At 73.2% G+C, this 11,933-nt stretch carries 13 protein-coding genes; 10 read left to right on the plus strand and 3 right to left on the minus strand.

All coding sequences use genetic code 11. The features are described from left to right. Positions 1–81 precede the first annotated feature (81 nt). From ACGF4F_RS11355 to rsrA, 5 genes are all read left to right on the plus strand, one after another. The gene (locus tag ACGF4F_RS11355) at positions 82–792 is read left to right on the plus strand and encodes an SOS response-associated peptidase (protein WP_357439890.1); all 711 of its coding nucleotides are present in this window, start codon (positions 82–84) and stop codon (positions 790–792) included. A gap of 211 nt (positions 793–1,003) precedes the next feature. Then, positions 1,004–1,396 carry a WhiB family transcriptional regulator gene (locus ACGF4F_RS11360; RefSeq protein ID WP_073834731.1) on the plus strand — a complete coding sequence of 131 codons (393 nt, stop codon included), beginning with the start codon at positions 1,004–1,006 and terminating at the stop codon, positions 1,394–1,396. 256 nt (positions 1,397–1,652) lie between these two features. Beyond that, entirely contained in the window at positions 1,653–2,270 is a 618-nt protein-coding gene (locus ACGF4F_RS11365) for an alpha/beta family hydrolase (RefSeq protein WP_357439893.1), read from the plus strand. 293 nt (positions 2,271–2,563) lie between these two features. Continuing rightward, complete coding sequence (locus ACGF4F_RS11370) at positions 2,564–3,370, plus strand: sigma-70 family RNA polymerase sigma factor (protein WP_073834729.1); 807 nt, start codon at positions 2,564–2,566, stop codon at positions 3,368–3,370. Positions 3,371–3,372: 2 nt separating this feature from the next. Continuing rightward, the gene (rsrA, locus tag ACGF4F_RS11375; RefSeq protein ID WP_357439896.1) at positions 3,373–3,660 is read left to right on the plus strand and encodes a mycothiol system anti-sigma-R factor; all 288 of its coding nucleotides are present in this window, start codon (positions 3,373–3,375) and stop codon (positions 3,658–3,660) included. A 109-nt stretch (positions 3,661–3,769) separates the two neighbouring features. Here the strand turns inward: rsrA and ACGF4F_RS11380 are convergent, their stop codons facing one another. Further along, complete coding sequence (locus ACGF4F_RS11380) at positions 3,770–3,844, minus strand: 50S ribosomal protein bL37 (RefSeq protein ID WP_369700219.1); 75 nt, start codon at positions 3,842–3,844, stop codon at positions 3,770–3,772. A gap of 209 nt (positions 3,845–4,053) precedes the next feature. Between ACGF4F_RS11380 and ACGF4F_RS11385 the strand changes: the two genes are divergently transcribed. Together ACGF4F_RS11385 and ACGF4F_RS11390 are read left to right on the plus strand one after the other, a co-directional pair. Further along, positions 4,054–4,275 (plus strand): biotin/lipoyl-binding carrier protein, encoded by a 222-nt coding sequence (locus ACGF4F_RS11385; RefSeq protein WP_198940289.1) that lies wholly within the window; start codon positions 4,054–4,056, stop codon positions 4,273–4,275. Further along, positions 4,272–4,784 carry a GNAT family N-acetyltransferase gene (locus tag ACGF4F_RS11390; protein WP_357439899.1) on the plus strand — a complete coding sequence of 171 codons (513 nt, stop codon included), beginning with the start codon at positions 4,272–4,274 and terminating at the stop codon, positions 4,782–4,784. The genes ACGF4F_RS11385 and ACGF4F_RS11390 overlap by 4 nt, the downstream gene beginning before the upstream one ends. A gap of 16 nt (positions 4,785–4,800) precedes the next feature. On the opposite strand, the gene ACGF4F_RS11395 is transcribed toward ACGF4F_RS11390, so the two are convergent. Further along, positions 4,801–5,370 (minus strand): helix-turn-helix domain-containing protein, encoded by a 570-nt coding sequence (locus ACGF4F_RS11395; RefSeq protein ID WP_357439901.1) that lies wholly within the window; start codon positions 5,368–5,370, stop codon positions 4,801–4,803. A 113-nt stretch (positions 5,371–5,483) separates the two neighbouring features. Between ACGF4F_RS11395 and ACGF4F_RS11400 the strand changes: the two genes are divergently transcribed. After that, on the plus strand, positions 5,484–7,076 hold the full coding sequence (locus ACGF4F_RS11400; protein WP_357439904.1) for an MDR family MFS transporter: 1,593 nt from the start codon (positions 5,484–5,486) through the stop codon (positions 7,074–7,076). A 189-nt stretch (positions 7,077–7,265) separates the two neighbouring features. Here the strand turns inward: ACGF4F_RS11400 and ACGF4F_RS11405 are convergent, their stop codons facing one another. Further along, complete coding sequence (locus ACGF4F_RS11405) at positions 7,266–9,092, minus strand: tetratricopeptide repeat protein (protein WP_357439907.1); 1,827 nt, start codon at positions 9,090–9,092, stop codon at positions 7,266–7,268. A gap of 183 nt (positions 9,093–9,275) precedes the next feature. On the opposite strand from ACGF4F_RS11405, the gene ACGF4F_RS11410 reads away from it, so the two are divergent. Both ACGF4F_RS11410 and ACGF4F_RS11415 read left to right on the plus strand, forming a co-directional pair. Then, a complete protein-coding gene (locus ACGF4F_RS11410) occupies positions 9,276–10,307 on the plus strand; it encodes an SIS domain-containing protein (protein ID WP_357440179.1) in 1,032 nt (343 codons plus the stop codon). Positions 10,308–10,332: 25 nt separating this feature from the next. Further along, complete coding sequence (locus ACGF4F_RS11415; RefSeq protein ID WP_357439910.1) at positions 10,333–11,877, plus strand: histidine kinase N-terminal domain-containing protein; 1,545 nt, start codon at positions 10,333–10,335, stop codon at positions 11,875–11,877. The last annotated feature ends 56 nt before the right edge of the window (positions 11,878–11,933 follow it).

Here is an 11,933-nt window from a genome sequence, read left to right on the forward strand (position 1 = left end):
GGGACCGGTGGAGCCGCCCGTTCTGCCTGCTCCCGGTTGGCGGGACAGCCGGAACCCGGGCGGCGGGTTAGCGTGTGCGCCATGTGCGGGAGGTACGCGACGAGCCGGAGCGCGGGCGACCTGAGCGCGCTGTTCGAGTCGTCCGACGAGACCGGTGCCGGGGTCGGCCCGGACTTCAACGTCGCCCCCACCGACCCGGTGCCGCTGGTCCGGCTGACGCCGGAGGGGCACCGGGTGCTCTCCGTCGGCCGCTGGGGGCTGATCCCGCACTGGTCCCGCACCGCCGCCGGCGCCGCCCGCATGATCAACGCACGGGCGGAGACCGTCGCCACCAGCCGGGCGTACGCTCCGTCCTTCGCCCGCCGGCGCTGCCTGGTCCCGGCCGACGGCTGGTACGAGTGGGTGCGCGAGCCGGGTGGCCGCCGGCAGCCGTACTACATGACCCCGACCGACGGCTCGGTACTGGCCTTCGCCGGCATCTGGTCGGTCTGGGAGTCGGCGGGGCACGACCTGCTCACCTTCAGCGTGCTGACCACCGCGGCGGTCGGCGAGCTGGCCGAGGTGCACGACCGGATGCCGTTGCTGCTGGCCCGGGAGCGCTGGGCGTCCTGGCTCGCTCCGGGCGGCGAGACCGGGGCGCTGCTCGCCCCGCCCGCCCCGGAGTGGCTCGCCGGGCTGGAGGTCCGCCCGGTCTCGCCGGCGGTCGGCGACGTGCGCAACGACGGTCCCGAACTCACTGCCCGGGTGCCGCTGCGCCGAGAGGAGATCGGCTCGGAAATGACCTTGTTCTGATGATCGTCAGCACATTGTCGTGTGCTGATTTGCCGGGGTTGCGCCTGAAACGTCGCCCGGTTGTTTAGCCGTGTTTACGGCAGAGTCTTGTCCCCGTGTCCGAAAGTGCGATAAAACACAGCGCCGGTGTTGGGCGTCTGTTCGCACGGGGCGGATGACACCCATCGATCCACCATGATCATTTGCCGGTCCCACGGGGGAGGTGGGTGTATTGACACGGGCGCGTATGCCCCGCCCGCACGAAGTCGCCGCCGCACGACGAGATCCGCGACTGCTGCGGGCTCTGCACGAGCGGCGACAGGACGACGCGTGGCGGACCAGAGGAACCTGCCAGAGTGTGGACCCGGAAACCTTCTTTCCGGCACCCAACGAACCGGCCGACGCGGCCGTTGCGCTCTGCCGCAGTTGTGACGTCCAGGGGTCCTGCCTGGCCTGGGCGCTGGAGGTGGGCGACTGCCACGGCGTCTGGGGTGGCACGACCCCGCGCGAGCGGCGGGCGATGCTCGTCGCCTGGCGCAGCGAGGTGCAGCCGGATCCGGACGCGGCCGACGAGGCCGGCCCGCCGGTCCGGGATCAACTGCTCACCCTGGTGCCGTCCCGCTGACGCCGTGCACCGCCGCCCGCGCTCCCCGCATCGGGGCGCGGGCGGCGGCGTGAGCCGTGGCCCACGGCCACGGACCCGCCGGGCAGGGTGCTGCCGACCCGCTACACCCTCGACGGTGGTGACTGCCGGCGCGCGCGGGTAGAACGTGCCCGCGGTGCGGCGAAACCCGCTGCGGCGAACCGCCGCGGGTCGGACCGGACCGGCGAAGAACGCGCCGGGTGGGGCGGGCGGCGTCGGCCGCGCGGAGAATGGGCGGGTGCGGCACAGCGACGAGATCGAGACGCCCCGTGGGCCGGCCCGCGCCGACACCGACGTGCCGGCCGGCCCGGTGGACACCCTGCTGGTGCTCGGGCACGGCGCGGGCGGTGACGTCGACGCCCCCGACCTGGTGGCGGTCCGCGACGCGGTGACCGAGGCCGGGGTGGGCGTCATCCGGGTGACCCAGCCGTACCGGGTCGCCGGGCGGCGTGCTCCGGCCCCGGCCGGCCACCTCGACGAGGCGTGGACGGTCGTGCTGGCCGCCCTCCGGGCCCGGCATCCCGATGTGGCCCGCTGGGTGGTGGGTGGCCGTTCCAGCGGCGCCCGGGTCGCTTGCCGGACGGCCGGTGCCGTCGGGGCGGCCGGGATCGTCGCGCTGGCGTTTCCGCTGCACCCGCCGGGGCGCCCGGAGCGCTCGCGCGCCGACGAGCTGCGTACCGGTCTGCCCACCCTGGTGGTCAACGGCGACCGGGACCCGTTCGGCGTGCCCACCCCGGCGCGCGGCGTCGACGTGGTGGTCCGCCCAGGGGAGCGGCACGACCTGCGGGTCGATCCGGCGGGCACCGCCGCGGTGGTCCGCGACTGGCTGCGCGCCCGAGGCTGGACGCCCGCCTGACGTCGCCCGCCACCCGGATCCGGCCCGAGCATGGCCTCCCCGTCCGATTGGGGGACTACTTCCCGGATTGGCGGGGTCTGCGGGGGCGTGACCGTCGGTGGCAGCGGGTCGTTGCATCGGATGGTGTCGGACGCCCGCGGTTCGGGCGTCGGAGGCCATCCTCCCAGGCCCTTCCTGGTCCCAGCGTCGGTCGCGGTCGACGCCGGGGCCAGGAACGGCGGGTGGCGGAATGTGGCGACCCACGGCGCGCGTTACTACCCTCGGACGCCATTTCCAGCCGAGGGGGGTGACCGGTGCCGACCGAGACGCGGAGCCGGGAGCGGGACGAACGGGACGCGCGGCAGCTCAGGCAGCTGCTCGACGCGCCGGAGTGGCCCGCGGAAGTGCCGGCGGTGGTGAGTGCCAGCACACCGGCCGGAAGTGAATCTGTGGGCAGGCGGGTACGCGTATCCTCGGCGGGGAAGCATCCGACGCGAGGGGACGTGCGGTTGACCACCGAGAAGACGGACGAGCGCAGGGCCCGCTTCGAGCGGGACGCGATGCCCTTCGTCGATCAGCTCTACGCTGCCGGGCTGCGGATGACGCGGAACCCGGCGGATGCCGAAGATCTGGTTCAGGAGACGTACCTGAAGGCGTACGCCGCCTTCCACCAGTTCGAGCAGGGCACCAACCTGAAGGCCTGGCTCTACCGGATCCTGACCAACACCTACATCAACTCCTATCGGAAGCGGCAGCGCCAGCCCGTCCAGGCGCCCACCGACGAGATCACCGACTGGCAGCTCGCCGAGGCCGAGTCGCACACCTCCAGCGGGCTGCGCTCGGCGGAGACCGAGGCGCTCGACCGGCTGCCGGACAGCGACGTCAAGGAGGCCCTCCAGCAGCTGCCGGAGGAGTTCCGCCTGGCGGTCTACCTGACCGACGTCGAGGGCTTCTCCTACAAGGAGGTCGCCGACATCATGGGCACCCCGATCGGCACCGTGATGTCGCGGCTGCACCGCGGCCGTCGTAATCTGCGCAAGCTGCTCGAGCAGTACGCGGCGGAGCGTGGGTTCAGCGCAGCGCCGAAGGGTTCGACCGCCGCCGCCAGCCGGGAGGTGTGACCGTGAGCTGTGGAAATCCGCACGAGACGGACTGCCGGGAAGTGCTTGCGGAGGTCTACCTCTACCTGGACCTGGAGTGCGCCGAGGAGCGGCGCCTGCTGATCCGGCACCACCTGGACGAGTGCGGGCCGTGCCTGCGCGAGTACGGCATCGAGCAGGAGGTGAAGGCGCTGGTCGCCCGCTGCTGCGGCAACGAGACCGCGCCTGAGCAGTTGCGCGAGCGACTGCGGGTCCGCCTGACCGAGCTGGTGGTCTTCGAGACCACCGAGTCCCGCGAACTCGCCGACTGAGCGATCGCGACCAGCTGAAGACACCGGTGGCCCGGGTCCGATCGGACCCGGGCCTTCGGTCTGTCCGGCCACCGGCCGGCACGGTCGCTGATCCGGCGTACGCCGACGATCAGGAGTTGGGGCGCTTGCCGTGGTTCGCGCCGCTCTTCTTGCGGGCCTTCTTCTTGCGGGCCTTCTTCGCCATGCTCTGCCTCCTTGTGCTGGTCACGGTCCGGCCGCGGGGAGCGCGGCGGAGGTCGCGTACCGGTGCTCCGGGCGCCGGAGACCGACCCGCTGATGCTAGTGCCGGTGGCGGTCGCCAGGGTCCGGTGGGGGCGGAACCGACGGGTCGCCCCGCTCTCGGGCCCGGTCATGATTGGATACCGTTCGCAGAAGCCGGTGGAGAGGGAGGGCCTGGAGATGGCCGAGGAGATCCGCGCCGAGATGGTGGCGAACGTCTGGAAGGTCGTCGCGTCGGCCGGGGACACCGTGTCCGAAGGGGACACGCTGGTGATCCTGGAGTCGATGAAGATGGAGATCCCGGTGGTCGCCGAGTCCGACGGCGTCGTGCAGCAGATCGCGGTCAACGAGGGTGACGTGGTGCAGGACGGCGACCTGATCGCGGTGATCGGTTGAGCGGCCTCTTGGTCCGCCGGGCGGAGCCGGCCGACCATCCGGCGGTGGCGCGCCTGACGGTCGCCGCCTACGAGGCGGACGGCCAGCTCAAGGGCGAGAACGGCTACGGCGTGGTGCTCGCCGACGTGGCCACCCGGGCGGAGACCGGCGAGGTGCTGGTCGCCGTCGACGAGGCCACTGGTGAGGTGCTCGGCTCGGTGACGTTCGTGCTGCCCGGCTCCCCGTACGCGGAGCTCTCCGGGCCCGGTGAGGCCGAGTTCCGGATGCTCGCGGTCGATCCGGCCGCGCAGGGGCGCGGGGCCGGGGCGGCCCTGGTCCGGGCCTGCGTGGCGCGGGCCACCGAGCTTGGCTGCACGGCCGTGGTGATCTGCGTACGCAGCGGCATGGCCGCCACCGCACACCGGCTCTACGAGCGGCTGGGCTTCGTCCGGGTGCCGGAGAAGGACTGGTCGCCGCTGCCCGGCGTGCAGCTGCTGGGCCTGCGGCTGGACCTCACCGCACGCGACTGACCGGGGTCGCAGCCGGTCAGTCGCCGTCGGCGATCCGCGCCAGCAGTTCGTCGGCCACCTCGAGGGAGATCTTCCGGCGTTCGGCGTCGGTGATGCACGGCGTGCGTACCGCGAACCAGCTGCTGTGCACCGCGAACAGGGTCAGCGCGGCCCGGAGCTGGGCGGCCGGCGATTCGTCGCCCCGGCACAGCTCGTTGGCCAGCCGCATCATCCGCTCCCGCATCTGTTGGCCGGCGGCGAGGCTCTTCAGCACGGTCTGGTTCTGCTCGAAGAAGCGCATGACCGCCGGTAGTTCGCCGGCGAACATGGTGTCCGCGTAGCGGGCGATCAGGACGCGGCGGGTGGCCAGGGTGGCGGGCTGGCTCTGCGCCCACTCGATCAGCTCGTCCATCCGGCGTAGCCGGTCCTCGACGAAGCTGTTGACGATCTCGTCCTTGCTCTTGAAGTGGTAGTAGAGGGCAGCCTTCGTCACCCCGAGCCGCTCGGCGATCTCCCGCAGCGAGGTCTTCTCGTACCCTTGCTCGGTGAAGAGCTCCAGCGCGACGGCCTGGATGCGTTCCCGCGTGCCGCCTGTGCTCTCCCTCACCCTGACCACCTATCTCGCTTGACGACTTTCCGACACCAACTTACCGTGCGGCTAGTAAGGTAACTAGCCGGGCGGCAAGTAAGTCGGTCACAAATCTTCGGGGGAGCTTACCCATGAGTCAATCAGCCGAGGCGATAGCGCGACCCAATGTGCGGGTCGTGCTGTTCGGCCTGATGATCGCGATGATGCTCGCGATGCTCGACAACATGATCGTCAGCACCGCGCTGCCGCGGATCGTCTTCGAGTTCGGCGGGGCCGACCACTTCACCTGGGTGGTCACCGCGTACGTGCTCGGCACCACGGTCTCCACCCCGATCTGGGGCAAGCTCGGCGACCTCTACGGCCGCAAGGCCGTCTTCCTGACCTCCGTGGTCATCTTCCTGATCGGCTCGGCGCTGTGCGGCATGTCCGGCTCGAGCATCCTCGGCGGCGTCGACGACGGCATGATCGAGCTGATCGCGTTCCGGGCCGTCCAGGGTCTCGGCGCCGGTGGCCTGATGGTCGGCGTGATGGCGATCATCGGTGACCTGGTGCCGCCCCGGGAGCGGGGCCGCTACCAGGGCATGATCGCCGGCATCATGGCCATCGCCATGGTGGCCGGCCCGCTGGTCGGCGGCTTCATCACCGACCACCTCTCCTGGCGCTGGGCGTTCTACGTCAACCTGCCGCTCGGCGGCGTGGCGTTGCTGCTGCTGGCCACCACGATGCACCTGCCGAAGTACCGCACCGAGCACAAGATCGACTGGCTGGGCGCGGCGCTGCTCTCCGTCGGCATCACCGCGATCGTCCTCGTCACCACCTGGGGCGGCAACGAGTACGACTGGACCTCCCCGCAGATCCTCGGCCTCGCCGCGCTGGCCGCGGTGACCCTGGCGATCTTCGGCCTCGTCGAGCGGCGGGCGCCCGAGCCGATCCTGCCGCTGGGGCTCTTCGCCAACCGGAACTTCGCCGTCATCTCGGTGATCGGCTTCCTGCTCGGCTTCGCGATGTTCGGCTCGATGAACTTCCTGCCGCTCTACCAGCAGACCGTGCAGGGCGCCTCGGCCACCAACAGCGGCCTGCTGCTGCTCCCGCTGATGTTCGGCATGCTCGTGGTCTCGCTGGTGGTCGGCCGGGTCATCACCAAGACCGGTCGCTACCGCGCCTTCCCGATCATCGGTGGCGTGGTGATGGCCGCCGGCATGGGCCTGCTGACCCTGCTGGACGTCGGCACCAGCAAGGTCGAGTCCTCGCTCTACATGATCGTGCTCGGCGTCGGCATGGGCTTCCTCATGCAGACGACGATGCTGATCGCGCAGAACAGCGTGGAGCAGAAGGACCTGGGTGCGGCGAGCGGCGCGGCGACCTTCTTCCGCTCGATCGGCGGCTCGTTCGGCGTCGCGCTGTTCGGCGCGATCTTCGCGAACCGGCTCGCCGACTCGGCCGCCGGTCCCGCGTTCGCCGGCGGACAGGGTGGCGAGGGCGGCGCCATGGACCTGGAGAAGCTCAAGCAGCTCACCGGGCCGATGCGGGAGCTCGTCCTCGGCGGGCTCTCCGACGCCATCTCGCACGTCTTCGTCTGGGCGGTGTTCCTCACCGTCGCGGTGCCGGTGCTCGCCTGGTTCATCAAGGAGGTCCCGCTCCGCTCGACGAACGACGTCCGGCCGGCGGACGGCACCCCCGAGGACCAGGCCGAGGCCGCCCTCGGCAAGGCCCCCGTCGCCTGACGCACGCGCCGCGGCCACGCCGGCCCCTTCCCGGGGTACGGCGTGGCCGCGCCGCGTACCGGCCCCTTGATCGACTCCGGGTCGCCGAGGTGGGGGTGTCGTGGGCGAGTTGATCGTGCCGGGCCGGCGAGGTGGTGGATCTTGCCGGCGGACGGGCGGGCGAGTCGAGCGGGCGAGCCAGGTGGCGGGTCAGGCGCGGCCGAAGAGGGTGGCGAGGAGGCGGCGGAGACGCGCAAAAACACCTGGCCGGGATGGGGCGTCGGCGGGGCCGCGGATCAGCTCGCGGGCCAGGTCGCGGGTCGCCGGGTCGAGGTCCGGGGTGGCCAGCGCCAGGTGGGCCAGCGAGGTGGCGATCGGCACCCGGCGTTCGCGGGCCACGGCCGCCACGTCGGCGATCCGCTCGGCCACCACCGCGGCCACGTCGGAGCGTACGGCGGGGTCGACCCAGGCGGCGGTGACCAGGGCGAACAGTGCCGCCTCGGTGATCCAGTCCTCCACCCCCCAGACCAGCTCCACCAGCACCCGGCGGCGGGTCGACTCCGCCCACGGTTCGTCGGTGCGGTGGTGCAGCAGCCCGAGGCAGGTCCAGACCTGCACACAGCGCACCCAGAGCGACGGGTCCTGACCGGCGAGCACCCGGCCCAGCGCGGTGACCGGCGGCTCGGGTGGATGCACCAGCAGGCCGAGCAGGTCGGCCAGCTCCAGGGTGGCCAGCCCGACCGCGCCGTCGTACGCGGCCGGCGGGTGGGGCCAGGCCGGGTGGGCGAGTTGCCGGATCCGTTCCGCCGCCTCCGGCGACGGGCTGGGCAGGGTGGGCGCGGCGATCGTGCCCTCGTACCGCCACAGCTGGCAGGTGGTGGCCCGGCGGGGTTCCCGCGGGTCCGGGTCGGCGACGGCGAGCACCTCCACGTCCAGCCCCGGCACGGCCGCCGTTGCGGTACGCATGGCGCTCGGCGGTTCCAGCGCGTCGAGGCGTACGGCGACCCGGGCGGCGCCCTCGGCGGCGAGGGCCTGCCGCAGCGCGTCCAGCACCGGCCCGCCGGCCGGGGTCACCTGCCCGAGCCAGGGGCGGCTGCGGCAGCACTCGGCCAGGTCGCCGTGCTCGTGGGTGTCGTCGGGGTGGTCGCGGACGAAGTCGGCGAGGGCGACCAGGTGGGCGACGTCCCCGTCGCGCTGGAAGCGCAGCCGGTGCGCGGTGTGCACCGCGCAGTCGAACGTGGGGTCCTTGGCGAGTGCCCGGTCGATCCAGTCCAGCGCCTCGTCGAGCCGGCCGTGGTCCGCCAGGGTGCCGGCGATGTCGGCGTACACCGCGAGGTCGTCGGGGTCGAGTGCGACCGCCCGGCCGAGCGCGGCGAGCGCGTCCCGGGTCCGGCCGGCGCTGCGGTACGCGTACCCGAGCCACACCTCGCCGAGTTTGGTCGGCTGCGCGCGTACCCCGCGGGCCGCCCAGGTGACGGCGAGGGCGACCTCGCCGAGGCGCCGGGCCAGCGCGGACGCCGCGCCCAGCAGCAGCGCGTGCCCGGGGTGCGCGGTGACCGCGTTGCGGGCCAGCACGAGGTACGGCCGCAGCGGGTCGCGGAGGCGGCGGGGGACCGGGTCGGGCACCGCCGCGCAGATCTGCATGAGGATCCGGGCGGTGCGTTCGGGGTCGAGCCGTTCGGGCAGGTCAGGTGCGGTCACCCAGGGCACCCCGGCCCAGTCGGCACCGGGCGCGTAGCCGGTCGCGGCGGCCAGCAGGTCGAGCCCCTCGGCGGGGTGCCCGGCGGCGGCGAGCAGGTGGGCGCGGGCCACCACCGCGCCGACGAAGGCGTGGTGCCCGAGCGGGAAGAGCTCCAGGTCACCGCCGCTGGCCGCGGCCACCCGGGCGAGTGTCTCGTGCACCTCGGGCAGCGTCGGGGCCCGGACGAGAGCGGCGGCGACGTGGTCCGCGGCGTGCGGGAGGTTTCCGTCGGCCAGCGCCAGCCGGGCCAGCGTCAGCTCCTCCTGCGCGGCGAGCGCGGGGTCGTCCTCGGGCACGTCGTCCTCTCGGTGGTCGGTCCGCCAGCCGGGCAAGCCTAGGCGATCACTGGTCCGAGTGGTGATCTACTGCGCACTACTGCGCGTTCCATTGCTCGTCACGGCCGAAAGGTGCAAGACTGAGCACGGATCGCGCGGCAATCGCGCAGAAGGGGGCCTTCCGTGACGCGTCCAGGGGCCGGTATGGCCGCCGACATCGAGGAGCAGCCGGCCGGCTACGACCGCCTGCTCTCCGCCGAGCACGCCGCGGCGATCGCCCGGGTCGCGGCGGTGATCGCCGAGCGCCGGCCCCGTCACGTGGTCTTCACCGCCCGGGGCACCTCCGACCACGCGGCGCTGTACGCCGCGTACCTGAGCGAGATCCGGCTCGGTCTGCCCGCCGGTCTCGCCTCACCGAGCGCGATCACCGTCTTCGGCGCCCGGCCGGACCTGTCCGACGCCCTCGTGGTCGGCGTGAGCCAGAGCGGCGGCTCGCCGGACCTGGCCGAGGTGCTGCGGGTGGCCCGCGCCTCGGGCGCGCTCACCCTCGCCGTCACCAACAACCCCGACTCGCCGCTGGCCGGCACGGCCGAGCTGAGCGTGGACATCGCCGCCGGGCACGAGCGGGCGGTCGCGGCGACCAAGACGTACACGGCCGAGCTGCTCGCGCTGCTCATGCTGATCGAGGGGGTACGCGCCGGCGACGGGGTGCTCCCCGCCGAGGAGCGGGCCGCCCTCGCCCGCCTGCCCGAGCTGGCCGAACGCACCCTGTCCGACGCCACCCCGGTGCAGCTCGCCCCGCGCTACCGGTTCGCCGCCCAGCTCGTCACCACCGGCCGGGGGTACGCGTACCCGACGGCCCGGGAGGCGGCGCTCAAGCTGATGGAGACGTCGTACCTGCCGGCGCTCGCCTTCTCCGGCGCGGACCTGCTGCACGGACCGCTCGCCATGACCGACCCGGACGTGCCGGTGCTCGCCGTGGTCGGTTCCGGCCCCGGCGGCGAGTCGATGCGCGAGGTGCTGCCCCGGCTCGGGGAGCGCCGCGCCGACGTGGTGGTGGTCGGCTCCGCCGATGTCGAGGTGACCGCCCGGATGGCCGTGCCCGAGGTCGACGAGCGGTACGCCCCGCTGCTGGACATCCTGCCGCTGCAGCGGCTGGCGCTGGCGCTGGCCCTGGCCCGGGGCGAGGACCCGGACGCTCCGCGCGGGTTGAAAAAGGTCACCGCGACGATGTGACGCCCGGCGTGGCACGCTGGTCAGCGTGTCCACCCTGCGCGACCTTGCCGAGGAGCACACCCAGCTCCGGCCGAGCGACATCGACCACCTGCACCGGATCGCCGGCGACTGGCAGCTGCTGTCCGACCTGTCCTTCGCCGACCTGCTGCTCTGGGTGCCGGTGGACGGCGACGGCACGTTTCTCTGCGTGGCCCAGGTCCGGCCCACGACCGCGCCGACCGCGTACCTCGACGACCAGGTCGGGCGGATCGTCGGCGGGCCGGAGGTGGCGCACCTGGACGTGGCCCACGGGCAGGGCCGGATCTGGCGGGAGGGCGACCCGGTCTGGTACGGCGACGTGCCCGCCCGGCACGAGGCGATCCCGGTGCGGCTGCGGACCGCCGACGGGGAGGCCGGCGAGGTCATCGCCGTGGTCGGCCGGGACACCAACCTGTCCACCGCGCGTACGCCCAGCCAGCTCGAACTGAACTACCTGACTACGGCCGACGACCTGGCCCAGATGATCGCCGACGGCACCTTCCCGCCGCCCCGGCACCCGGGCGAGACCACCTCGGCGCCCCGGGTCGGCGACGGGCTGGTCCGGCTCGACGCCAACGGCAAGGTCACCTACGCCAGCCCGAACGCGCAGTCCGCGTACCGCCGGCTGGGCTACGCCTCCCATCTGGTGGGGGAGGACCTGGCCAAGCTGCACCGCCGGCTGGCCGGCGACCCCCTCGAAGGCACCGACGCGGGCAACGCGGTGCTGGCCGCGCTGCGCGGTGAGGCCCCGCCCCGGCGGGAGATCGACGCCCGCGGCGCCACCATGCTCACCCGCGCCCTGCCCCTGATGCCGGCCGGCGTGCCGATCGGCGCGCTGGTGCTGGTCCGCGACATCACCGAGGTACGCCGCCGGGACCGCGCCCTGATCACCAAGGACGCCACCATCCGGGAGATCCACCACCGGGTGAAGAACAATCTGCAGACCGTCGCCGCGCTGCTCCGCCTCCAGGCCCGCCGGGTCGCCATGCCCGAGGCCCGGGTCGCCCTGGAGGAGTCGGTACGCCGGGTCGCCTCGATCGCCCTGGTCCACGAGACCCTCTCCATGTCCAGCGACGAGGCGGTCGAGTTCGACGGGATCGTGGACCGGGTGGCCAGCGCGGCCACCGAGGTCGCCGCCACCGAGTTGACCGTCGGCATGCGCCGGCAGGGCAGCTTCGGCGTGCTGCCGGCCGAGATCGCCACCTCGCTGGTGATGATCCTCAACGAGCTGCTGCTCAACGCCGTCGAGCACGGCTTCCCGGCCGGCGAGGAGGGGGCCGCCGGCCCGCGGGACGGGGCGGAGCCCGCGGTGGTGGTCTCCGCGCACCGGTTCCGCAAGCAGCTGCACGTCTCCGTCACCGACAACGGGCGCGGCCTGCCCGAGCAGTTCGACGCCGAGCGCGGCGGCAACCTCGGCCTGCAGATCGTCCGGGCCCTGGTCACCGGCGAGTTGCGCGGCACCATCGAACTGCGCAACGGCGCCACCGGCGGCACCGAGGCCGTGCTGGTCGTCCCGCTCGCCCGCGGCACCACCGACCGCCTCACCACCTGACGTCCCGCCGCTTCTCGCCCCCGCGCGTCTCGCCCCCGCCTCGTCTCGCCCCTGCT

The sequence above is a fragment of the Micromonospora sp. NPDC047740 genome, from assembly GCF_043204735.1.
Taxonomy (GTDB): Bacteria; Actinomycetota; Actinomycetes; order Mycobacteriales; family Micromonosporaceae; genus Micromonospora.

Bases quoted from the DNA above. Each gene is read 5' to 3' on its own strand.
- ACGF4F_RS11355 (WP_357439890.1), top strand. From the start codon at position 82: ATGTGCGGGAGGTACGCGACGAGCCGGAGCGCGGGCGACCTGAGCGCG.
- ACGF4F_RS11400 (WP_357439904.1), top strand. From the start codon at position 5,484: ATGAGTCAATCAGCCGAGGCGATAGCGCGACCCAATGTGCGGGTCGTG.
- ACGF4F_RS11410 (WP_357440179.1), top strand. From the start codon at position 9,276: ATGGCCGCCGACATCGAGGAGCAGCCGGCCGGCTACGACCGCCTGCTC.